The following is a 22,764-nucleotide window of genomic DNA, read 5'->3' as shown; positions in this document are numbered from 1 at the left end:
TGGGCGGCCAAGTGCAGCCTTGCTCTATGTAGTTTTATCTGATTTTGGTGAATTGATTCAGTGTCTCAAAAAACGAATTCCAGTAAGTCTGCGCCCTGGTTCCGGGAGCCCTGGTTCTGGCTGGTGATGTCGCCATTGATTCTGGTGGTGATTGTTTCTTTCATTATGGTATCGATTGCCGTGCGCCACGGCGACGATGTGGTCAGTGATACCTATTACAAAGACAGTCGGCTGTACCACTACAGTGCGGAGCAGGACCAGCAGGCAAAGGCGATGAACCTGGCGGGAATGATTCTCTTCTCCCCGCAAGACAGCACGGTGTCACTGGACCTGCGCGGTAATCTGACTTCTTACCCCGAGTCACTGAATCTGGTGCTGAGCCACCCAGTGGAGGCGGATCTGGATGAGCGCATTGTGCTGGATGAGATTTCCACTGGCCGTTATCGGGGCAAGGTGGCAGCTCCAATGCAGCACCGCTGGTATTTGCAGGTGACGCCAGTGGCGAACCCGGAAGGCGAGCAAGCGCCAGAGTGGCGCCTGAAGGGCGAAATCAATTTCAACATCGGCAACGGAGTGCCCCTGAAGCCCGCCGAGCAGTGACTCAATGAATGAATCGCTCGTAACCCACGCCGATCCGTCTTCGACGACCGCTTCGACCTCTTCCCCGCAAACACCGGCCAGTGAGAGCGATTGCTTTCACTGTGGCCTGCCTGTGGCTGAAGGTAGCCAGTATGCAGTAACCATCGATGGCATCGCTCGCCCCATGTGCTGCCCCGGTTGCGAGGCGGTGGCGGGCGCCATTGTCGCTGGAGGTCTGGATAATTTTTATCGTTATCGAGAGCAAAGCAGTGAGCGCCCGGATAGCGCCCCGGAGCAGCAGCGTTGGCAGGCCTATGATTTGCCGCAGGTGCAGGGTGAGTTTGTGCGCGATTTCACCGGCGCGCTGCCCGGCATCAGTGACACCGAATCTCTACAGGTGGCCAGTTTGCTGGTGGGTGGTATTACCTGTGCCGCCTGTGTATGGCTGATTGAGAAGCAGCTGATGTCTTTGCCCGGCGTGGCCAGAGTGTCGGTCAACGCCAGTACGCACCGCGCGCAAATCGTTTTTGACCCGAGCAGGGTTGTAGTCAGTGTGCTCTTCTCGGCACTTGCGTCCATCGGTTATCGCCCGTCTCCCGCCACCGCTGCCAATAGTGAACAGATGTTGCAGCAGGAGCGCCGTGCAGCGATTCGTCGGCTCGGCGTTGCCGGACTCGGCACCATGCAGGTAATGATGTTCGCTATCGCGCTGTACTTTGGTGGCAGCAAGGGTATCGATGTTCAGTTTGAACAGTTCTTCCGTTGGGTGTCGCTGATCGTCGCTACCCCGGTGGTCTGTTATGCCGCTCAGCCGTTTTTTGGCGCCGCCTGGCGTGCATTGCGCAGCGGGCACCTGGTGATGGATGTGCCGGTGTCACTGGCTATTGGCCTGGCCTATGGTGCCAGTGTGTACGCCACGGTGTTCGATACCGGTGAGGTGTATTTTGAATCGGTCTCCATGTTCACCTTTTTCCTGTTGCTGGGGCGCTTTGTGGAAATGCGGGCGCGGCACAAGGCGGGCCTGGCCAGTGGCGGCCTCGCCCAATTGCTGCCACTGGCGGCGCTGCGCCTGGGAAGTGACGGCCAGGTGGAATCGGTGCCTGTTGCCGCCCTGGCGGAGGGCGAGCGGATCCTGTTGCGGCCCGGGGATACGATACCGGTAGACGGGGAGGTCACCGATGGCGCCAGTGGCGTGGACGAATCCGTGTTAACCGGGGAGTCTGCCCTTCAACAGAAGCGGGTGGGGAGCGCGGTATTCGCCGGCAGCGTCAATGGCGACTCCTCTCTGACCGTGCGGATTACCGCCGCCGGAAGCGGCACGCGTTTGTCCGCGATCGAAAAGCTGGTGGAGCAGGCACAGCTGGATAAACCGGCCCAGGCCGCGCTGGCGGACCGGATTGCCGGGCGGTTTATTGCCGCAGTCCTGATTATTTCTGCGGCAGCTTTTGTATTCTGGTGGTATCAGGAACCCGACCGGGCCTTCTGGGTTGCGCTGTCGGTACTTGTGGTCACCTGTCCCTGTGCGCTGTCCCTGGCTACGCCCGCGGCGCTGGCTGCCGCGACGTTGCGTCTGCAGCAGCTCGGGTTACTGGTGGCGCGCGGGCACGTGCTCGAATCGCTTCCACGCGTCACCCGGGTGATTTTCGACAAGACTGGTACATTGACGGAGGGGGCACCTCAGCTCCGAGCCGTAAAGCCGTTGCGCGACGGTATGAGTGAAGACGCGGCTCGAGATATTGCCGCGGCATTGGAATCCCAGAACAACCACCCGCTGGCGCGGGCATTTAGGCCCTGGTTTGGAAACCGTGCTGCCAGCAAGCTGCGCTCTGTCACCGGTTGCGGTGTAGAAGGTGTATGCGATGCGGTGACGTATCGCCTCGGTTTACCCGAGTTTGTACTGGAGCTTGCAGGGTCGGAAGTATCTGCGCTCGCCACAGGTTCACAAGTGCCTTCCGCACAGGGGCAGTGGCTGATGCTGGGAGACCGGCAAGGTCCTGTTGCCTGGCTGGGACTGGGAGATGAATTGCGCCCCAGCGCGCCGGATGCGGTGTCACTGCTGGCCGCCACGGGCGTGACCGCCGAATTGCTCAGCGGCGACCAGTCTGCCGAAGTTCCGCGGATCGCGGGGCGGACAGGAATTGACGACTACCGGGCCGGGGCTTCGCCGGAGGACAAACTCAGTCGGTTGAAGGCGCTGCAGGCCGAGGGCGAGCGGGTGCTAATGATTGGCGATGGCATCAACGACGTACCGGTATTGTCCGGAGCCGACGTTTCGGTGGCGATGATGTCCGCGGCGGATCTCGCCCAGTCCCGTGCAGACGCGATCCTGCTGAAGGGAGACCTGCGCGCGCTGCCGCGGGCCTTTGCATTGGCGGGCAATTGCCGCACAATTATTCGCCAGAATCTGGGCTGGGCAATCCTGTACAACGCGCTGGCTTTGCCTCTGGCATTTCTGGGGCTGGTTCCGCCCTGGGCCGCGGCCATTGGCATGTCCCTGAGCTCCCTGATTGTTGTGGTTAACGCTTTGCGTTTATCCCGTTGGCAGCCGGTGCGCTAGAGCCGCCGGCGCTCCTGCTTTCTCTATTTTTCGTCCAGCCTGAGGTGTAAGTGGACAGTATCTTCTTATTGGTCCCCATTGTGATCCTGTTTGTCGCCGGTGCGGTGAAGCTGTTCTTCTGGGCGGTAAATAGCGGCCAGTATGACGACCTGGAAACCGAAGGGCGCCGTATTCTGTTTGACGATGACGTGGCGCAGTGCCAGGGGTCGCCTGAATCCGATCGCGCGCGCGCGGACAATGAAGACCGGAAAGCAGACTGATGCCTGAGTGGAGTGTTTTGGCCGCGGCGCTCGCAATCGGTTTTTTGGGTGGTAGCCACTGTATTGGCATGTGCGGCGGTATCTCCGCTGCGCTGGGGCTTGCGGTCCCGGGCGAGAAGCCACAGTGGCCGAAATTACTCGGCTATTCCGCCGGGCGAATTGCCAGCTATGCGGCAATGGGGTTGATCGTTGGTGCCGTGGGCGCCTATCTGGCAGTGGATCTTGCCGCTGGTCTGGCCCCATTGCGGATTATTGCCGGGCTGATGTTGATTGCGATGGCGCTGTACCTGGCGAACTGGTGGCGGGGCCTGGTGTGGCTTGAGCGGGGCGGTGCCGTGCTGTGGCGCGGTGTACAGCCGCTTTCGCGTCGCCTGTTGCCTGTCCACACCACTTCCCAGGCGGTAGCGCTGGGTGCACTGTGGGGGTGGTTGCCCTGTGGGCTGGTGTACAGCGCACTTACCTACGCGCTGGCTCAGGGAAGTGCAATGCAGGCAGCGCTGACCATGCTTGCCTTTGGTCTGGGTACTGCACCGGCCGTGCTGGCGACGGGCGTCGCCGCGACAGGATTGCGCCGCCTCGTGCAGAGACCGGGAGTGCGTCTTTCCATGGCCTCCCTGGTATTTTTGTTTGGTCTCTGGACCCTGTGGGGTGGTCTGGGTCATGGCGACCACGGTGGTCACGGCGGCCATGGGGGCCATCAGGGTGCACTCCAGCAGTCCCCCCGCAAGTCTCACGAGCACCCGCATCACACCACGCCGGAACAGGGCGAACCTTTGGCGCCCCCGGTGCACGAGCATCATCACCATCACCCTATGGACGAGGAGTCAGGCGACCGAACTGCTGACTGATTCTCCCCATCAGGTTCGGCCGCAGCGGGATTCTGGCGATGGCTCGGGGTTAGGGGTAAACTGGCGCAATTATGACCTGTGGTCTGGCCGCCCTGGTTGGCCGTTGTGACCAGAATTGATGCCGTCAGCATGTTGCTGGTAGTTCCCGTTGGACCGAATATGAAAAAAATAAAAAACAAAAAGGCCGCAGGTAAATCGGCCAGTACCGATTCCGGGCGTCAACAACGCCAGTCCACTTTGCCCGATACCGTCCCTTCCTGTCCCGAAGCGCCGACCAGTATCTGGATCAATCTGTTAGCCTTGGGGATGTCCCTGGCTGCGGTGATCTGGCTGAGGGCCTACGGCCAGGACCTCCATATCAAGACGCAATCCCTGGTGGTCGTGGCGGCAGCGCTGGCGTTGCCGATCATTTTACTGGAGTGGCTGATTCTCAAACCCTGGCGCAACCCGTCTGCGGGGCTCGATTTTCGTCGTGCCAATTACAGTCTTGGACGCACCGCGCTGAAGCTGCTCGGCTTCTATCTCAGTGTCGGTTCCGTGGCGTTTGTGTACTGGCTGTTTCCCGAGTACCACGGTTCCTTTTACGACAATTATTTCACCGTGGTGAAGGCTGCGCTTCCCTGGTGGATGTTGCTGGCGATTCCGTATTTTTATCTGGTAGACGGGGCCATGCAGTCCCCGAAAGACAGCTACTGGCAGCTGGGCAGCTTTGTAATGGGCAACCGTAAAGGCGTGTCAGGCAAAGCGATTGGCCAGCTGTATCTGGGATGGTTGGTGAAATTGTTTTTCCTGCCGTTGATGTTCGTCTATCTCGGCAATAATCTGACCAATCTGTTGAACTTTGATTTCTCACGCCTGCTGGTCAGTTTCAAGTCGGTTTTTGATTTCACTTTCAACTTCCTGTTCTACATCGACCTGCTGTTCGTCACAGTGGGTTATGTGTGCACCCTGCGACTGTTTGACTCCCATATCCGTACCGCGGAGCCCAGCTTCCTCGGTTGGGGGGTGGCACTGATTGGCTACCAGCCATTCTGGAGTCTGTTCTCCGGTACCTATCTCAAATACGACGACGCGCCTGCGTGGGGCTACTGGTTCTGGGATACCCCCTGGGCTTACACCCTGTGGGGATCGATCATCCTGCTGCTGATCGCGATTTATGTGTGGGCCAGTATTCCGTTCGGCATCCGCTTTTCCAACCTGACTCATCGCGGTATTTTGACCAACGGACCCTACCGGTTTACCAAACACCCCGCGTACATCAGCAAGAATCTGTCCTGGTGGATGATCTCCATGCCCTTTATGGTCAGTGCCACTGGCCCTGAGGCTCTTCGGCAGTCCCTGCTGCTGCTGATGGTCAACTTCATTTATTTCATGCGCGCGCGCACCGAGGAGCGACACCTGTCCTGGGATCCGACCTATGTGGCCTACGCTGAGTACATTGGCGAGAGAGGTATCTTTGCGTTCCTCGGACGCCGCTTCCCGGTGCTGCGTTTTGGCCATGGCCGCCTGTTCTATCGCGGCAAAGACGCCCCGTCGGTTGAGCCTCTGGTGAGCGGTTCCGCCGGCCAGTCTGCACCGGCGAAACCCGCCTGACCGACACCTGAGGACACCGATGAACTGGAACCTGAGTGGTGTGATCACACAGTTGCCCCCACGCCTGCTGCGTGTTGACCGGCGCTGGTGGATTTATGCGGGTCTGTATCTGTTGATCGCGCTGGGTATCTGGCTGCGTATCGAACACGTATTTACTTATAACCCTGTCGATCACATCTGGAGCGACCCGCAGCGACACTGGGAGCAGGGCACCGAAACCCTGCGCACCGATCCGATGACCCTCACCGATCCAGTGATGTACCAGCTGTACATTGGTGTCCTGGCCAAGCTCACACTGAAAGAGCCGCTGTTGATCGCGTTTTATACGGCGTTGCTCGCTTGCTTGACCCCCTGGATCTGGTATCGCTTTGCCCGCGAGCTGTTGCCAACGCGTGTGCAGGCCACTGCAGTCTGGGCTGCCATTTCATTGCTGCCTTCCTGGATTGGCATTTACGGCTATTTCATGCAGGAAACACTGCTGTTGCCGTTGTTGGGTGCCGCGTTGTACGCCAGCTGGCGCTGTCGACGCAAGCAGACTCTGGCGAGTTTTCTTTTAATGGTTGGGTTGTGGACCGCGGCCGGTCTGACCCGCGGTATCGCTATTCCATTTGCCGCGGTCGCTACTACCTGGCTATGGCTGGTTCAGCCGCAAAAAGTTGCCAAGGCGGCGTACAGTCTGCTGCTTCTGGGCCTGGTGATGGGGCCTCTGGCGTACCGCAGTTACACCGCCATGCATTTAATTGCGCCCCATGGTGTCGGTAACCTGAATGCGCTGTATACCCAGTCTGGCAAGCGGGACATCCACATCAGTTACGACCGCGATGGCGCGCGCTGGACCTACTGGTTTGCCTCGCCGGCCATGGGGGCAAAGCCATTGGCGCCGCTGAGTGACTGGACCTCGAGCCGGGAAGGGAAGGTCTATGCGCACATTGATATCACCAGGGGTGGCGAGGACTGGCGTGCGGCGATGGCACGTTATCCGATGACCGCCGAGCGATACCTGACCCTGGCCGGCGAAAATATGGTGTATCTGTTTTTCGGTTCATCCTGGCCCGACAACAATCGCGCGCGCTGGCTGGAGGCGCTCAACCACCACGGGCGTTGGGGCTGGGCTCCGGTCACGCTTCTTGTGCTGTTGGGAACGGTGATTCTCTGGCGTCGCCTCGGCAACACGCGGCTATTGGCGGTGCTCCTGTTTACCTGGGTACTGGTGCAGGGGCTGCTTCCCATTTCGGTGAATGAGGGGCGGTACCGCAAGCCCGCAGAGGGGCTGTTAATTGTGCAGGCATTGGTGCTGATCGGTGCGATGCGTCGCCGGCGCGCTTCTGGAGATACGCTTGCGAGCGAAGACGGCGATGAAGTTGCGCAAATATCATCGACAGGTGTGCCTGGGGAAGTGGGGGCGCTGCCGGCTTCCCGGCCTCCCGCTGCACCCGTACCAAACCCGAAAGAACATGTCACGGCCTGAGTCTGTCGCGAGTGGTCGGCCACCTGCCGGGGGGGGGTACTGGTTGCGGCCTATCCTGGGCCTGTGCCGCCGGCTCGGGAGCTTTGTTCTGGTGGGAGGCGTCGCAACCGGGGTCCAGTACCTGCTACTGATGGCGCTGGTTGAGCTTATCGGCGTCTTTGCTGTAACCGCCTCGGCGGTAGCCTATGGGATTGCGGCGGCGGTCAGTTACCTGCTGAATTTCTATTTGACCTTTGAAGGTCGGGCAGGGCACCGGCAGGCATTGCCCCGGTTTGTGGTGGTTGTCGCCATTGGCATGGGTGTGAATACCCTGAGCTTTGCATTGATTCTGGCTTTTCTTCCTTATTTGTTGGCTCAAGTAGGTGCGACACTGGTGACACTGGTCAGCAATTACTTACTGCACCAACACTGGATTTACCGCGCCCCTGCCTGAGCCGCATTTTCAGGCACGGTCTCCGGTTGCCGGGTGATCGATCAGGCGCAGGGAGAGGTCGATAGCGCGCAGGTGCTTGGTGAGACTGCCGGACGAGATGTAATCCACTTCGAGACCGGCGAGCTGTTGCAGACGCGCTTCGTTCACGCTGCCGGAAATTTCGATTTTGGCGCGGCCCCTGGCAAGGTTCAGCGCTTCCGCGGTCATGGCATCGGTGAATTCGTCCAGCATGATCACATCCGCACCGGCGTCCAGTGCCTGCTGTAATTCGTCGATACTCTCTACCTCCACCTCGACCAGTGCGCCGGGTTTGATCTGGTGCGCCTGCGCCACAGCATTGTGAATGCCACCCGCGGCAGCGATATGGTTTTCCTTGATCAGGAATGCATCGTACAGGCCAATGCGGTGGTTCTCGCAGCCGCCGCACAACACGGCGTATTTCTGGGCTGTGCGCAGGCCGGGGATTGTTTTGCGGGTATCGAGGATCTTGATTTCGGTACCGGTTGCCAGTGCTGCATAGCTGGCGGCGGTGGTGGCTGTGCCGGAAAGCGTCTGTACGAAATTGAGGGCACAGCGTTCACCAGTGAGTATGCTGCGCGCATTGCCGTCGAGTTCAAACAGGACACTGTCGGCTATTACCTTCTCGCCATCCTCGACGTGCCAGATAATCTGGAGGTCGGGATCCAGTTGGTGAAACACCTCATCCACCCACGCGCGGCCACAGAAAACACAGTCTTCCCGGGTTATTACCCGGGCGCGGGCGGCGCGATCCGCCGGAATCAATTGCGCGGTTATATCGCCATCGCCCACATCTTCTGCCAGTGCGTCTCTCACCGCGCGCTGGATGTCCGGCACGAGATTGGGAATCTTGGTGGTGGCAGGTGTCATATTTGGACCTCGATAGTGCGGTGCCCACCAGGCGAGTTGCGAAGGCGGTGGGTGCTTGGTGGGCGCAATATTAACAAATCTGTCAGGCCTGGGAGCAGTCTGCGGTTGCGAATCGGTCACCTGGTGCCGCCGATGCCTGTGAATAGGGTCGCAAAAACGATAGTGCCAGTTACCCGAAGGTTGTGCTTTGGGGGTGCCTGTACTTAGAATCAACGGTCGACCAAGATAGGTCGCTCCGTTCTTTTGTGTTCAATTTCATCTGGCCAGTACCGGCGTGGGGAATTTGAGCGTAGAGGTAAGCAGGCAAGGGACCGGAAACTCAATAAACCATGCACAGTGTGCTTCCCAGGGCAGCTGTGTCGCATCACCACCCGGCCGCTTCATAGATGAAGGCACTGGCCGGCCGAGGCTAGATGGCAATGAAAGAAACCGATAGTGCAGCTACTAACGTCGCGACCAATGTGGTTTCCATGCGAGGTGCCCAGGGAGAACAGGGGCAGAGCCGTCGCAGTGGTACAGTTTCCCTCCCGCCTCCGGTTGCGGCCGTCCGCGACAAGGCCCAGACACTGCTGATTGATCATGCCAAGCAGGTGTTCGCCAAGGTGGACGACTCCCTGTTTGCCATGGCGGAGAAAGCCCACGGGCAGGAAGAGCAGGATGGGCTTTTTCAGGCGCTACGGTTGCTGCGCGTAGAGCGCCGCCGGGTGGTCGAGCTGTTCGGCGACAAGCTGGTGCAGGGCTTTCAGGTCCGTGAAATCAGCGCCGACGAAGAGGATCCCTATTCGGCCGACAACCTGTCCCTGGTGCACAACGACGATCTCGAGCAGCTTGTTGCTGTGGATACCATGGTCGCCAACGCCAAGCGGGATTTTGCCGAGCCGCTTACCGAAATTTCCCTGCGCCTCAACACGCTGCTTTCCGTCAAGATTTACGACAAGAACAATCCCTTGGGCCCCGATGCTATTTGCGATGCATTTGTCGAGGCCTCCCGTGCCCTCGACCTGCATATTCGCGCCCGTCTGACTCTGCTGAAGAAGTTCGAGCAGCTGGTCATGCTCAATCTGGGCAAGATCTACGATCAGTGCAATGAGCTGTTTATTGAGCAGGGTGTTCTGCCGTCCCTGAAGCAGCAGCGCCGGGCCGCGCGTCAACAGCGTCCGTCCCCGCGCCCTCAGCAACCTGCAGGCGCCGGTGCGCTTCAGGGAGCGTACAACGGTGGGCAGCCGGGCTATGCCGGACACGGCTTGATGCCGCTTGGCAGCGGTGCAGCACCTATGCCTCCGCAAGACCTGCTTTCCCACCTCGGGGCGCTGCAAACGCATCTGCCCCAGAGCTATGGTGAGGGCGAGGTCCAGCTGCTGAACGTGAACAGCATGCTGCAGGAGCGCCTGGTAGAAGTGCGTCAATCCGCAGCGCTTGCGAAGATGGACAGCGACATCATTAAACTGGTGGAAATGCTGTTCTCCTTCATTCTGGAAGACCGCAACCTGGCAGAGCCGATAAAGTCTCAGTTGGGGCGTCTGCAACTGCCATTGCTGAAAGTCGCCATTGCCGACAAGTCCTTCTTCAGTAAAGGCGGTCACCCGGCGCGCAAACTGCTGAACGAGCTGGCAGACGCCTGCACCGGCTGGCAGGCAAAGGACAATTACGAAAAAGATCCGCTGTTTAAGAAAATCAGCGAAGTGGTTGCCCGCGTGCTGGCGGAGTTTGACCAGGACATCAATATTTTCTCCACGCTGCTGGAGTCATTCCGTGATTTTATCCAGCGCGAGCGCAAGCGTGCCGAGCGCCTGGAGCAGCGCATTGTTGACGAGGCTGACGGCAAGGCCAAGACCCAGGCAGCCCGCGCGCGGGTGGCTGCAGTGATGGACGCGCTTATGGCAGAGCGTGACCTGCCTCCGGTGGTTTCCGAATGGTTGGAAAAAGTCTGGGCCAACATGTTGTTCCTGACCTGCATCAAAGAGGGTACCGAAAGCGAAAGCTGGAGCCGCGACGTGCGCACCGCCCGTGATCTGGTGTGGAGTGTGCACGCCCCCATGCCGGAAAGCCGCAAACAATTGCTGGGTCTCTTGCCCGCGCTGCAGGGGCGCCTGAAAGCCGGTGTCGAAGCCGTTTCCCTGAACACGTTTGATGCTCGCAGGATGTTTGCGGGCCTAAAAGATATTTATCGCGAGCGCTTTGCATTGGCGCAGCGCCTTCTGGAAGAGCGCAGCCGCCAGGTGGAGCAGGAGGCTCGCGCCATGGCGGCGGAAGCTGCTGGGGAGGCGCAGCAGGTACCGGCAACCGCCGAAGTTGTGGAGGCGGTAGCAGAGAGCAATATCAAGTCTGAGCCCGTAGTCGAGCTGCCGCAAATGGAAGAGCTTGAACAGGCCGTGGCCGAAGTGGTATTGCAGACAGAAGCTCAGGCCAGCGATGAAATCAGTGAGTCTGATTCCCACTGGCAGCAGACCTTCCGTCTCGCGCAGGGCAGCTGGTTTGAACTGAAACGCGGTGAAGAAGAACAGTTCCGATGCCGTCTGGCTGCGGTGATCAAGGATATCGACCAGTTTATCTTTGTTAACCGCAACGGTGCCAAAGTGGCGGAGTTTACCCGGGCCGAGCTGGCTATTGCTCTGCGCAAAGGTGAGTTGATGTCGATGGACGACGGCATGCTGTTCGAGCGAGCCCTGCAATCAGTGATAGGCACCGTGCGCCAGTCCCGGGGTGAAATGCGCTGATTTCAGTCGTGTTTATTGTACCGCAGGGAGCATTCGGTACTGACGGAAACCCTCTGCGGGGCAGGTCGGTGTTGCTGATGGTCGGTAGTCGGAGCCGTGGATTATTGGGCGTCATCAAAGTGTAACAATCTGTCCCGGCTTATTTGTCGCTCCCAGATTTCTCCTGCCTATCCTGTCGTGTCGCGATTTCGGCACAATTTTCAAAGAAATTCACGAAAAATGGCCCTTTTTGGCACTTGCGTGTCGATTAGGATTGCTGGATATTGTGATCTCAGTTTCAATTCTTCGGGAAATAGCTCCCGTTGAAGTCAAAAATTCTAAATCTATACGTATTAGTCTGCCGCGGTTCAGCATTGAATGGTAATTCGGTGTCGAAATCCCGCGGTGGTAGCCAGTTGCAATTTCTGTTGCGTGACAATTACGAGGTTGTTTTATAGCGGGGTTTCCCGCAACAGCTTTTCATGATGGAAGCGGGCGCAACCGATGCCAGGAGGGCGTGCTGGGGTGAGCAAGGACGAAATGGAAAGAAATAAAAACGAACTATTTGTAATCACCGGTGGTGCAAAAGACGGGGCTACCAATGTTACCCAGTCTAGCGCATCGGCGGCCACCCATGCCAGACAGTTGTCCAAAAACGTGAGTCTCGTAAATCAGAAAACAATCCAGTGGATCCAGTCTCGCGCGGAAGAGGTATTTGCGCAGGTCGACGATTCCCTGTTCATGATGGCGGAAAAAGCCCATCAGCAGGACGAGCAGGATCAGCTCTTTCAGGCGATTCGGGCGATTCGCGTCGAACACAGCAATCTGATTGATGGGTTTTGCGATGGAGTTGAGGATCGCTTTCACAATCCTCGCAATGATTCGCCGGGCGAAGAGGCCGGCGCGGATCTGAGCACCTCGCTGAAAAGTCTTTCTCTGGTCAATAACGATGATCTGGAGCAGCAGGTGGCTATTCGTTCCATGGTGTCGAATATTCGTCGCGATCACGCCGAGGCCATCGCCGCACTTTCCCTGCGCCTCGATACCTTGCTGCCCAGCAAAATTTACGATGAAAACCTGCCACTCGGTCCGGCCGCGATCTGTACCGCGTTTGCGGATTCGCTGGACGAAGTTGAAGTATCGTTGCGCGCGCGTATGACCGTGCTGAAGAAATTTGAGCTGCAACTGGTAAATCGGCTGGGCGAGCTATACGAAGCCTGCAATCAGTTGCTGATCGAGCAGGGCGTATTGCCGGCAATTGAAGATCCCCTGCGCCACCGCAATCGCGCGGGCGCGCCGACCGAGAACGTGCCGCGGCAGGAAGCCGTAGTCTCCTCAGACCCCGCTGCTGCGACTCCGTCTTCACCGGGCGCGCACAGTGGATTGCCTGGCGCACAGCCAGGTATGCCCCCCGGGTATCCCGAGGTTGGCCAGCCGGGCTCCGGGATGGTGGCCGGCGGCGCTACCGGTGCTTCTTATTCTGCGGCGGGAACACCGGCCGGCGTTGACGGCGGTACGATTTCCGGAGGCACATACTCCGGTGCGCCGGGACTCGTTCCCGCAGGTGCCGGCGCGCCGGCCATGGCAACGCCGACATTGTTGCAGCACCTCGGTCAATTCCAGATGGCATTGCCTGCGCAAGCCGGTGCCACGGGCCAGCTGGTAAATGTTACGGACTTGTTGCAGCAGCGCCTGGTTGAGTCCAAGCAGAGTGCTTCTCTCCACGAGTTGGACAGCGAAGTCATCCGATTGGTGGATATGCTGTTCTCGTTCATGCTGGAGGATCGCAATCTGGCTGAGCCCATTAAGGTTCAGCTGATTCGCCTGCAGCTGCCAATGTTGAAGCTGGCGGTGAATGACAAAGCGTTTTTCAGCAAGGGGGGGCACCCGGCTCGCCGCCTGTTAAACGAGCTTGCCGATGCGGCAATCGGCTGGCAACCCGGTGAGAATTATCTGAACGACCCGCTGTATCGCGAGGTCTGCACGATTGTTGAGGAGGTCCTGGCGGAGTACGACCAGGACGACCGGGTTTTCCTGCGCCTGCTGGAGTCGTTTCGCGAATTTTCGCAACGAGAGCGCAAGCGCGCTCAGGTGATGGAGCGCCGCACCATTGATGAAGCGCAGGGCACTGCGCGGGTCGAGGCTGCCAAAGCGCGGGTTGCCGCTGTCTACGATACGCTAACCGCCGAACGCAAACTGCCGAAAATCGTTCACGAATGGTTGAACCGTGTGTGGAGTAGTGTGCTGTTTCGCGCGTGCCTGAAAGAGGGGACAGACAGTGGTGTCTGGCGTCAGCATGTACTTACTGCGCGCGACCTGATCTGGAGTGTGGTTGCTCCGATGCCGGAGAGCAGCGTAAAAATGCAGCGTCTTCTTCCTGGTCTGAAAAAGCGCCTGGAGGACGGTGCGCAGTCTCTTTCCATGAGCACTGGTGACCGCCAGCGGCTAATGGGCGGGCTTGACGTGTTGTATCGTGAGCGCCAGACATTGGGCGAGCGGGTGGAGTCTGAGCGCGAGCGTCGTACTCGCGAGCGTCTGGTGCAGGAGCTGCGCCGGGAGGCGGACAGTGTGCTGGCTATTCCCGTCGCCGAGGAAGCTGCCGGCGAATGTGACAGTGGGCTACTTGATATGGGTGGTGCAGGGTCACAGCCCGAGGTGCTGGACGAGGCGCGGGAATTACCTGCAGACCAGAAAGCACTGCCGGATGTGGAAGAAATTCAGCAAGTTGTGACCGAGGCCGGGGTCACAGAATCTGCCAACCTCACACCGTTGCCCAGCGACGATAGTCACTGGCAGCAGACCTATCACCTCAAGGACAGCTGGTTTTTGCTGCGCCACCCGGAAAAACTGCCTGTGCGCTGCCGACTGGCGGCCATAATTCGCGAGCTTGATCAGTTTATGTTCGTCAATCGCCAGGGCGCCAAAGTGGGTGTTTACTCTCGCCTGGAGCTGGCCCATGCGTTGCGCGATGAAGAGTTGCTGCCGCTTGAGCAGGGGCCCCTGTTTGAGCGGGCGCTGCAGTATGTGGTGGGCAACTGTGGCGAGAGCAAGATCGCCATTCGTGTGTAACCGCCCCTCTACTGCCTGCGACCCACAGGATTGGTATATGATTGGCCATAAATGTGGGCCGCTATTGGCAGATACTTCTTCGCTTCCATAAAATAGCTCCCTGCTCAGTTCCAGTGGAGTTACGTTTTGAAATATCAGGTCCAGTCAGGGTGGCTGTCCGGCGTTCGTCGCGTGGCAAGTCCGCATTGCAATGCCCGCCCGGACGATACTGAAGTGGATCTGTTGGTTATCCACAGTATTAGCCTGCCACCGGGCCAGTACGGTGGCGCCTACATCGACGAGTTCTTCCTCGGCCATCTGGATATCGACGCCCACCCCTATTTTTCCGAAATAGCCACGCTGCGGGTTTCCGCGCACCTGGTGATCGACCGCAACGGCCGGGTCACCCAGTATGTGCCTTTTGATGCCCGCGCCTGGCACGCAGGGCAATCGACTTTTTGTGGGCGTGAGAACTGCAATGACTTCTCAATAGGGATCGAGCTGGAAGGTCTGGAAACCGATACCTACACCCCGGCGCAATACGAGGCGCTGGCGGAAGTTTCGGTAGCAATTCTGGAGGCCTATCCGGCCATTGACCGGTCACGGATTACCGGGCACTCGGACATTGCGCCGGGGCGCAAGCTGGACCCAGGTCCGGGATTTGACTGGGACCTTTATTTTAATAAATTGGATCGACTCACCGGAGCGGTTGACAGCTAGCTCTATCGGTAGACAGCGAACCAAATTTGATAGCGGGGGAGCTATGGCACTTCTGATTGTGCTGTTGGCATTGGGGCTTGTTCAGGTTTGGGGGTCCGGCGGACCCTTGCATCGCGATGCGTGGTTTGGGCATTGGCAGGCGTATGTGTTCCGCCAGCCGGCATTGCGTGCCAGGTCGGGTATCGGCTTTGGTATTCTGGTGCTGCTACCGGTAGTGGTGGTGGCCATTGCGCTGGCGCTGGCGGAGTCGATACTCGGGTGGCTCGGAGTCATTCTGATCAGTGTGCCGGCGCTTTTGTACAGTTTCGGGCGTGGCAATTTTAACGATACGCTGGCGACTTATCTTCGCGCCTGGTACCAGGGGGATCTGGAGGCTGCAAAGTCTGCTGCGGCACCTTTGATGACGCCCGACGATACAGATGCCGCGGAGAGAGCGCCGGACGCGCAAACACTGCATCGGGTTGTGTTTCGTGCCGCGGTGTATCGCGCGTTTGAGCGCCTGTTTGCGGTGCTGTTCTGGTTCCTTTTGCTAGGCGTACCCGGCGCACTGCTGTACCGGGTGAGTCAGATGGCAGTGGAGGCATTCTCCGGCGACCCTCAAGATGCTGCTGATCGTGATGTCCTGGCGCAAAATAAATCGCTGGCGGCGCGTTGGCTGTGGCTGGTCGAATGGCTGCCGGTGCGCGCATTGGGATTCACGCTGGCGATAGTGGGCAATTTTGCTGGCTGCTACCGCGTCTGGCGCGAGCGGTTGACCTGCAAGGAAACTACCACCGCTGACGTCCTCGAGCACTATTTGGAGGGGGCGCTAGGTGGCATCGATAGCAGTGAATGCAGTGCCGGCGTCGCGGTCAACGAGGGGCAGCGTTTATGTGGCGCTGAAGTTGAAGCCATGCAGGCGCTGCTTTCACGAGCGCTGTTGATGTGGATTACACTGATGGCACTGTACGTGCTGTTTTGGTAGCTAGTGGCCCACTGAAAGCGAAAATTTGTGTCTGAATTGTACTCCAGCTCACCTGTTCTTCCTCTGGATTTCCCTGTGGCGGCGGATGTTTTCAGCGCCGCCGAGCGTTTATCCGGGCTTGTCCATCGCACTCCGCTCATATATTCCTCCACGCTTAGTGAACGGCTGGGTGCGGATATCTATTTCAAATGTGAGCACCTGCAGAAGGTCGGGGCGTTTAAGGCGCGCGGCGCGGCGAATGCATTGTTTGCCTTGCCCCCAGGCACTGCCATTGTTGCGACGCATTCTTCAGGAAATCACGGGGCCGCTTTGGCCTGGGCTGCGGCACAGCGGGGGCTCCGTTGTATGGTGGTAATGCCGGAAAACGCGCCGCAAGCGAAAAAATCGGCTGTCGCCGCGTATGGTGCGGATATCGTTCAGTGTGTACCCACGCTGGCGGCTCGCGAGTCGACCCTGGCACAGGTGGTTGAGGATACGGGTGCGCATGTCGTGCCCCCGTTTGATGACTCGCGCATTATTGCCGGGCAGGGCACTGTCGCGCAGGAGGTGCTCGGGCAGTGTCGGGAAATGGGATTTGAGCCAGATCTGCTGGTGGCCCCGGTGGGGGGCGGCGGTCTGTTGGCTGGTGTGGGGCTGGCCGTTTCTGCGCTGGCGCCGCAGGTCAAGGTGTTGGGCGCCGAGCCCGCCGGAGCGGATGATGCCCACCGCTCCTTCCGCAGCGGTGTACGTGTGACCGAGCAAACCCCGACTACCATCGCCGACGGCCTGCGTACCACGTTGGGTGAGCGCAACTTTACGATTATCCGAGAAACCGTCAATGACATAGTGACCGTTTCCGAGGCCGGTATCCTGGAGGCCCTGTCCCTGTTGTGGGTGCGCACCAAACAGCTGGTGGAGCCTTCGGCGGCAACGGGGCTGGCTGCTGTGCTTGAGCACCCGGCACGCTTCCGCGGTAAACGCGCGGTGGTGGTCCTGACCGGAGGCAATATGGATCTGGCCGCAATGTCGGCGCTGCTTTCGAAAGGGGATTAAGCGCCCGTTGAAAGCGCCGTGCAGGAGGGTTGGTATGAAATTTCTGGTGTTCGGGCTCTTGCGAGGCCACTGCGTGAGTACTGCTACACTGGGGGGAATAATGTTCCCGGTGGTAGCGATGCTTGTACTCGCGCTCCCGGTGGCTAGCCAGGCCGAATCATTTGCTCTGACGTCACCGGATTACGCCGAGGGCGACACGATGCGCGCCGCGCACCTGTATTACGGCTTCGGCTGTAATGGCGAGAATGTTTCACCGCCCCTGAAGTGGTCAGGGGCCCCGGAAGGAACCCGCAGTTTTGCCCTGGTGATGCATGACCCGGATGCGCCCACCGGCAGTGGCTGGTGGCACTGGGTGGTATTCAATATTCCCGCGCAGGTGACAAGCCTGCCGGAAGGCTCGGGTGATCTCAAAAATGGACTGATCCCGGAAGCGATTCAAAGTCGCACGGATTTTGGTAGCCCCGGTTACGGCGGTGCCTGCCCGCCGCAAGGGCAAGGGGAGCACCGTTACCAGTTTCGAGTGTACGCGCTCAAAGTGGAGCAGTTGCCGCTGGATGAAAACAGCCCCGCGGCGATGGTGGCGTCCCAGATCAATGCCAATAAACTGGCAGAGGCGCAACTCGAACTAAAATTTGGACGCTAGCGGCCGTTTGAGAACAGGCTGCAGTACCGAACATCAGGCAAGCCGATAAAAGGAAACAGAGCCTGCCCATGCAAAAGCAAAACATGACCTGGGGTGAAGCACTTAGGATCTACCTCAAGCCCAAAGTGCTGGCGATGTTTTTTCTCGGCTTTTCTGCTGGCCTGCCGCTATTGCTTGTGTTTTCTACTCTGACTGCCTGGCTGCGAGATTATGGCGTTAGCCGTACGGCAATCGGCTTCTTTGCCTGGGTCGGTATTACTTTTTCCATCAAGGTGCTTTGGGCGCCGGTCATCGATCATCTGAAGATCCCCGTTTTGACACGTGTGATGGGCAAACGTCGTAGCTGGATGATTGCCGCGCAGATTGGCGTGGCCCTGGGACTGCTGGGGATGGCAAGTGTCAATCCTCAGCTCGCCCTGACTCAAGTGGCGGTGCTGGCGGTTATCGTGGCGTTTTGCTCCGCATCCCAGGATGTGGTTATCGACGCGTATCGCATTGAGTCTGTGGATCGAGATTTGCAGGGGGCGATGGCCGCGAACTACGTTTTTGGTTATCGCATCGCCTTGCTGGTGGCGGGTGCCGGTGCTCTGTATGTAGCGGAGCTGGCAAACTGGTCTGTCGCCTATGCCACCATGGCCGCTCTGATGGGGGTGGGTGTCATCACCACATTGCTGATCTCTGAGCCAGACCATGAAAAAGTCAAAGCCATGGCAGAAGACTTTCAGCATGCGTGGGTGGACCGGATGCTCGGCAGCGGTCAGCACAGCAGGATCTGGGAGTGGTTTGTACGCGCAGTTGCCTGCCCGTTTATTGAATTTTTCCAGCGCAATGGCCGCTTCGCCCTGGTGCTTCTGTTGTTTATTGGCGTTTATCGGCTAAGTGATATTGCCATGGGCGTAATGGCAAACCCTTTCTATCTGGACCTGGGTTTCAGCAAAAGTGACATTGCCCAGATCACCAAAGTATTCGGCTTCTTTTTCACCATTTTCGGATCTTTTCTCGGCGGCTTGCTGGTGGTGCGTTTTGGTATCATGCGCCCGCTGATTCTCGGCGCGGTGATGGTTGCGGCAACCAACCTTTTGTTCGCGCATCTGGCCAATATCGGTCCGGACAAAACATGGCTGGCACTGGTAATCAGTGCTGACAACGTTAGTGCCGGATTATCCAATGCGGTTTTTATTGCGTATTTGTCCAGCCTTGCGAACCAGGCCTACACGGCGACCCAATATGCGCTGTTCAGCTCATTGATGACTTTGCCGGGAAAATTTATCAGTGGCTTCTCGGGTATCGTGGTAGATGCACAGGGGTACAATCTTTTCTTCACCTATGCCGCGATCATTGGATTGCCGGCCATTCTGTTGTCCATTTATCTATGGTGGCGCAAGCGGCGGGAAGAAGCTCTGGCAGAAGATGCCGCGCCACGCTAATCGCATAGAGCTCTGTGTCGGCGAGTCGGTGGTGGGATACGGCTAGCGCGAACTTCTTTCGTCAAAGCATCTACAGGTCTCCCTTCTTCGGCCACCGATAATGTGTCAGGTCCACCTTCCCCCTTACCAAGGTAATTCCCTCTGCCTCCAGGCGCTTCTTCTGTCGCTGAAAACCGGGCTCCGGGAGAGAGATCTTCCCCTGCGCATTGAGCACGCGGTGCCAGGGCAGGGTGGTGTCTTTCGGGAGTTTTTTAAGGGTGTGGCCGACGAGCCTTGCGGCCCGAGGAAGGCCGGCCAGCTCCGCCAGCCCGCCATAAGTGACCACTCGTCCCGCAGGTACCCGCGCGAGTGCAAGGAAGATGCGAGTTGTGGCATCATTGGTAGGTGATGTAGGTTTCTGCACCATTTCCGATCCTGAAGTTTTATGAACTTCTGCGCTATGTCGAACTATTAGGTTATTAGTTTTAAGAAGCTAATAATATAAAGCTATCGAAAGGTTGTTTCGTGCTCTCTGTTGTTCCCCGATTTTCCCCGAATCCTTCGTTTATTTCTGCACTTTTCTCCTGCAAAAGAGTCATTACCCTGCTCCTCTGTCTTGCGACTGCCCTGCAGGCGCATGCCGGCGTGCTCAGTCTTGCCAATGGCGACCGGATCTACGGCGAGCTGGTGCTGGTGGAAAAAGACAATGTGGTCTGGAACTCAGAGACTTTTGGTGAAATCACCGTCGAAAAAGGGAAGATCCTGTCGCTGGAAACCGACAAGGATCTCAAGATTGCCGGGCGTGATGAACCGTGTGCTCTGGCCGGTCATCGCCAGGAGCAGTGGGAACTCTATTGTGACGAAGGCTCCGGCTGGGTGATGGACTTTCCGGCCATTGACCGCGCTGAACCCTACGTCAACTTCGTCGGTAATCCGATTATATTTCACGGTAACGTGGCCGCCTCCGGGGTATTTGAGGAAGGTAACCGCGAGCGGGAAGACTGGGACATCAATGCCAACTTCGACGTGCGCAATGGCGATTTCCACCACATCATCGGCACCCAGTACCAGAACCAGAACAACCCGGAAATTGATGACCTGGAAAAGTACCGCCTGAGCTACGATCTGCGCTGGATCTTTGCGGAGAAGTGGTTCGCCGCGGGTAACAGCTCCCTGGTACATGAAGAGGCGCGCAATATTGACCTGACCACAACCCTCGGTCTCGGTCTCGGTTACCTGTTTTTCGATACGGACAAGTCCGCGCTCTCCATCCAGGGCGGTGTCAGTAGTCTGAAAGATGAATATATTGACCCTAGCCTCAATGCAACCGGCGACAAGCGCTACGCCGCAGGCCGTTCCGCCTGGAACTACCGCTACAAGTTCGATATGGGCCCTGAGGTCTATTACAACCAGGAATTACTGCAGTCTTTTGAGTCCAGCGATGACTACCAGAGTACCGCCGAAATCGGTGTGCGCACGCCTCTGGTCAAAGGTATCCTGATGGAAGTGAAGTACGCCTGGCAGTATGACAACACACCGTCCATCGACAGTGAAAAACAAGACACCAAAATGACGGTAGGTGTGGGCTATTCCTGGTAACCCAAGTCCTAGTCCTGGTAATGCCGCGTCCTGTAGCCCCGCGCAGTAGAGATTATTTATGAACGTAAAAAACAGTGTTATTGCCATCACCGGAGCCGGGCAGGGTCTGGGGCGATCCATGGCCGTGTATCTTGCCCAGCGCGGTGCTCGACTGGCGTTGCTCGATGTCAACCAAGAGCGCCTGGATGAAAGTGTCGCGGCCTGCGAGGCGGCCGGCGCTGAAGCGAAAAGCTATGTGGTGGATGTTTCCAGCGAAGAAGCCGTGGACCGCTGTTTTGAGGCGGTCACAGCGGATTTCGGTGCGCTGGATGTACTTGTGAACAACGCCGGTATCATGCGCGACGGCATGTTGCTGAAGGTGAAGGACGGCAAGGTCACCGAGCGGATGTCGCTGGCTCAATGGCAATCGGTGATTGATGTAAACCTGACCGGCGTATTCCTGTGTACCCGCGCGGCTGCGGGCGTTATGGCGGAGAAGGGTAACGGTGGCGTGATCGTCAATATCTCCAGTGTGTCCCGTGCGGGGAACATGGGGCAGACCAACTACTCCGCTTCCAAGGCCGGTGTCGCCACCATGACCGTCACCTGGGCGCGGGAACTGGCCCGCTACGGCGTTCGCGTAGCAGCCATTGCACCGGGCTTTATCGGCACCGAGATGGTGGCGCAGATGCGCCCCGAGATTCTTGAAGGGCTGGTGAAACAGGTCCCGCTACGCCGTATTGGCGAGCCGGATGAGATTGCCAGTACCGTCTCTTTTATTATCGAAAACGACTATCTCACCGGGCGAGTGGTGGAAATTGACGGCGGCGCCCGCATGTAACTGATCTGGCGGGCACGCTTATTCCTGATTGATAGTGTTGCCCGGCCCTCTACCATTCCTTCTGGAGCCCGGGCCCATGCGTCCATTACTGCTGTTGTTCATTATTCTGCCCATCCTGGAAATGTGGGTATTGATTAGCGTTGGAGAGGAAATCGGCGCGCTTCCCACGATTGGCCTGGTGCTGCTGACGGCGGTGGTTGGCCTGGCGCTGCTCAAGCGGCAGGGTATCTCCACCGTTATGCGGGCACAGCAGAAGATGCAGATGGGTGAGTTGCCCGCCAAAGAAATGGCCGAAGGTATCTTCCTCGCAGTGGGCGGTGCTCTACTGCTTACCCCGGGCTTTATTACCGACACTATCGGCTTTGCCTGCCTGATTCCCGGTATCCGCCAGCTGGTGCTTGGGCGGTTACTGAGCCACATTGTGGTAGTGCGCGGCCCGGGCCCCGGATACCAGAACCCCCACGGAACCCATGGGCAGGGACCTGGTGCGCAATCCGGTGGCCCTGCACGCGAAGACCGAGGTCCGCGCAACGTGATCGAGGGCGATTACGAGCGAGATGACTCGGATTCCAGCCGCAAGTCTGATTGATGGTCGTTTTTTGAGCGCTTAGCCCGCTCTTCAACGTAAATCGTGCGAATTTTCTCGGCACCAATTCCTGCTTCCTTCTTGCCTCCCTCCTGTCTTTCCCAAGTCGAGCGCCAACAGGTGCTCGGCTGACAAAAATTCCCCAGTTTTTTTCTTCGCCGCTGTTGAAATTGCAGTATGGCCCCCGCATATAGGCTCCACTCAAGATTTTTCCCAGCGCCGGGTACCGGAACTGGGGCAGGTCGGACCCTCGAGGTGAGGGGCGGCCCCTTGTTATTGCAACCCTAAAACGACGCATTGGAGAGCCAATCCATGAAAATTCGTCCTTTACACGACCGTGTAGTCGTACGCCGTAAGGAAGAAGAACAGAAAACCGCGGGCGGCATTGTTCTGCCTGGCGCAGCGAAAGAAAAGCCGAACCAGGGCGAAGTGGTTGCCGTGGGCGAAGGCAAGCAACTGGAGAACGGCGACGTTCGCGCACTGTCTGTAAAAGTCGGTGACACCGTAGTATTCGGCCGCTATGCCGACAGCAACACCCTCAAGGTGGACGGCGAAGAGCTGATCATCATGAGCGAAGGCGACATCTACGGTGTACTGGAAGGCTAAGGCTCGGGCCATTAGCTC

The 22,764-nt window shown here is 58.3% G+C and carries 20 protein-coding genes; 18 read left to right on the top strand and 2 right to left on the bottom strand.

Annotated features, from left to right (window positions below; all coding sequences use genetic code 11):
• Nucleotides 1–60 precede the first annotated feature (60 nt).
• From ACXAG1_RS16680 to ACXAG1_RS16650, 7 genes are all read left to right on the top strand, one after another.
• Complete coding sequence (locus tag ACXAG1_RS16680) at nucleotides 61–600, top strand: FixH family protein (protein ID WP_475092329.1); 540 nt, start codon at nucleotides 61–63, stop codon at nucleotides 598–600.
• 4 nt (nucleotides 601–604) lie between these two features.
• Nucleotides 605–3,136 (top strand): heavy metal translocating P-type ATPase, encoded by a 2,532-nt coding sequence (locus ACXAG1_RS16675; protein WP_475092330.1) that lies wholly within the window; start codon nucleotides 605–607, stop codon nucleotides 3,134–3,136.
• A gap of 50 nt (nucleotides 3,137–3,186) precedes the next feature.
• The gene (gene ccoS, locus ACXAG1_RS16670; protein ID WP_475120318.1) at nucleotides 3,187–3,396 is read left to right on the top strand and encodes a cbb3-type cytochrome oxidase assembly protein CcoS; all 210 of its coding nucleotides are present in this window, start codon (nucleotides 3,187–3,189) and stop codon (nucleotides 3,394–3,396) included.
• Nucleotides 3,396–4,244: a sulfite exporter TauE/SafE family protein gene (locus ACXAG1_RS16665; RefSeq protein ID WP_475120317.1), complete on the top strand. Its 849-nt coding sequence runs from the start codon at nucleotides 3,396–3,398 to the stop codon at nucleotides 4,242–4,244. Before ccoS ends, ACXAG1_RS16665 begins: the two co-directional genes overlap by 1 nt.
• Nucleotides 4,245–4,403: 159 nt before the next feature.
• Entirely contained in the window at nucleotides 4,404–5,837 is a 1,434-nt protein-coding gene (locus tag ACXAG1_RS16660) for an isoprenylcysteine carboxylmethyltransferase family protein (protein WP_475092333.1), read from the top strand.
• Between the two features lie 19 nt (nucleotides 5,838–5,856).
• Entirely contained in the window at nucleotides 5,857–7,305 is a 1,449-nt protein-coding gene (locus ACXAG1_RS16655) for a hypothetical protein (protein WP_475092334.1), read from the top strand.
• A 91-nt stretch (nucleotides 7,306–7,396) separates the two neighbouring features.
• Nucleotides 7,397–7,738 carry a GtrA family protein gene (locus ACXAG1_RS16650; RefSeq protein WP_475092335.1) on the top strand — a complete coding sequence of 114 codons (342 nt, stop codon included), beginning with the start codon at nucleotides 7,397–7,399 and terminating at the stop codon, nucleotides 7,736–7,738.
• A gap of 9 nt (nucleotides 7,739–7,747) precedes the next feature.
• On the opposite strand, the gene nadC is transcribed toward ACXAG1_RS16650, so the two are convergent.
• Nucleotides 7,748–8,626 (bottom strand): carboxylating nicotinate-nucleotide diphosphorylase, encoded by an 879-nt coding sequence (gene nadC / locus ACXAG1_RS16645; RefSeq protein WP_475092336.1) that lies wholly within the window; start codon nucleotides 8,624–8,626, stop codon nucleotides 7,748–7,750.
• Between the two features lie 413 nt (nucleotides 8,627–9,039).
• On the opposite strand from nadC, the gene ACXAG1_RS16640 reads away from it, so the two are divergent.
• From ACXAG1_RS16640 to ACXAG1_RS16610, 7 genes are all read left to right on the top strand, one after another.
• A complete protein-coding gene (locus ACXAG1_RS16640; RefSeq protein WP_475092337.1) occupies nucleotides 9,040–11,343 on the top strand; it encodes a DUF1631 domain-containing protein in 2,304 nt (767 codons plus the stop codon).
• A gap of 519 nt (nucleotides 11,344–11,862) precedes the next feature.
• The gene (locus ACXAG1_RS16635; RefSeq protein WP_475120316.1) at nucleotides 11,863–14,391 is read left to right on the top strand and encodes a DUF1631 domain-containing protein; all 2,529 of its coding nucleotides are present in this window, start codon (nucleotides 11,863–11,865) and stop codon (nucleotides 14,389–14,391) included.
• Between the two features lie 126 nt (nucleotides 14,392–14,517).
• A complete protein-coding gene (gene ampD / locus ACXAG1_RS16630; protein WP_475092339.1) occupies nucleotides 14,518–15,090 on the top strand; it encodes a 1,6-anhydro-N-acetylmuramyl-L-alanine amidase AmpD in 573 nt (190 codons plus the stop codon).
• 43 nt (nucleotides 15,091–15,133) lie between these two features.
• Entirely contained in the window at nucleotides 15,134–16,054 is a 921-nt protein-coding gene (ampE, locus tag ACXAG1_RS16625; protein ID WP_475092340.1) for a regulatory signaling modulator protein AmpE, read from the top strand.
• Nucleotides 16,055–16,081: 27 nt separating this feature from the next.
• Complete coding sequence (locus ACXAG1_RS16620; RefSeq protein ID WP_475120315.1) at nucleotides 16,082–17,086, top strand: threonine ammonia-lyase; 1,005 nt, start codon at nucleotides 16,082–16,084, stop codon at nucleotides 17,084–17,086.
• Nucleotides 17,087–17,120: 34 nt separating this feature from the next.
• On the top strand, nucleotides 17,121–17,729 hold the full coding sequence (locus tag ACXAG1_RS16615; RefSeq protein ID WP_475120314.1) for a YbhB/YbcL family Raf kinase inhibitor-like protein: 609 nt from the start codon (nucleotides 17,121–17,123) through the stop codon (nucleotides 17,727–17,729).
• Nucleotides 17,730–17,797: 68 nt separating this feature from the next.
• A complete protein-coding gene (locus tag ACXAG1_RS16610; RefSeq protein ID WP_475092343.1) occupies nucleotides 17,798–19,156 on the top strand; it encodes an AmpG family muropeptide MFS transporter in 1,359 nt (452 codons plus the stop codon).
• Nucleotides 19,157–19,226: 70 nt separating this feature from the next.
• Here the strand turns inward: ACXAG1_RS16610 and ACXAG1_RS16605 are convergent, their stop codons facing one another.
• On the bottom strand, nucleotides 19,227–19,562 hold the full coding sequence (locus ACXAG1_RS16605) for an MGMT family protein (RefSeq protein ID WP_475092344.1): 336 nt from the start codon (nucleotides 19,560–19,562) through the stop codon (nucleotides 19,227–19,229).
• A gap of 218 nt (nucleotides 19,563–19,780) precedes the next feature.
• Here ACXAG1_RS16605 and ACXAG1_RS16600 point away from each other — a divergent pair, with 218 nt between their 5' ends.
• The 4 genes from ACXAG1_RS16600 to ACXAG1_RS16585 all read left to right on the top strand — a co-directional run bounded on the left by ACXAG1_RS16600 (nucleotide 19,781) and on the right by ACXAG1_RS16585 (nucleotide 22,746).
• A complete protein-coding gene (locus tag ACXAG1_RS16600; RefSeq protein WP_475092345.1) occupies nucleotides 19,781–20,734 on the top strand; it encodes a DUF481 domain-containing protein in 954 nt (317 codons plus the stop codon).
• Between the two features lie 58 nt (nucleotides 20,735–20,792).
• A complete protein-coding gene (locus tag ACXAG1_RS16595; RefSeq protein WP_475092346.1) occupies nucleotides 20,793–21,554 on the top strand; it encodes an SDR family oxidoreductase in 762 nt (253 codons plus the stop codon).
• A 76-nt stretch (nucleotides 21,555–21,630) separates the two neighbouring features.
• A complete protein-coding gene (locus tag ACXAG1_RS16590; protein ID WP_475092347.1) occupies nucleotides 21,631–22,143 on the top strand; it encodes an FxsA family protein in 513 nt (170 codons plus the stop codon).
• 309 nt (nucleotides 22,144–22,452) lie between these two features.
• Nucleotides 22,453–22,746, top strand: coding sequence for a co-chaperone GroES (locus ACXAG1_RS16585; RefSeq protein ID WP_043321025.1), 294 nt, complete (start codon nucleotides 22,453–22,455; stop codon nucleotides 22,744–22,746).
• Nucleotides 22,747–22,764: the final 18 nt, after the last annotated feature.

The sequence above is a fragment of the Microbulbifer sp. ABE4_465 genome (assembly GCF_056160765.1).
Note: the sequence above shows the minus strand (reverse complement) of the source record. Positions and strands in the feature narration are given on the sequence as shown.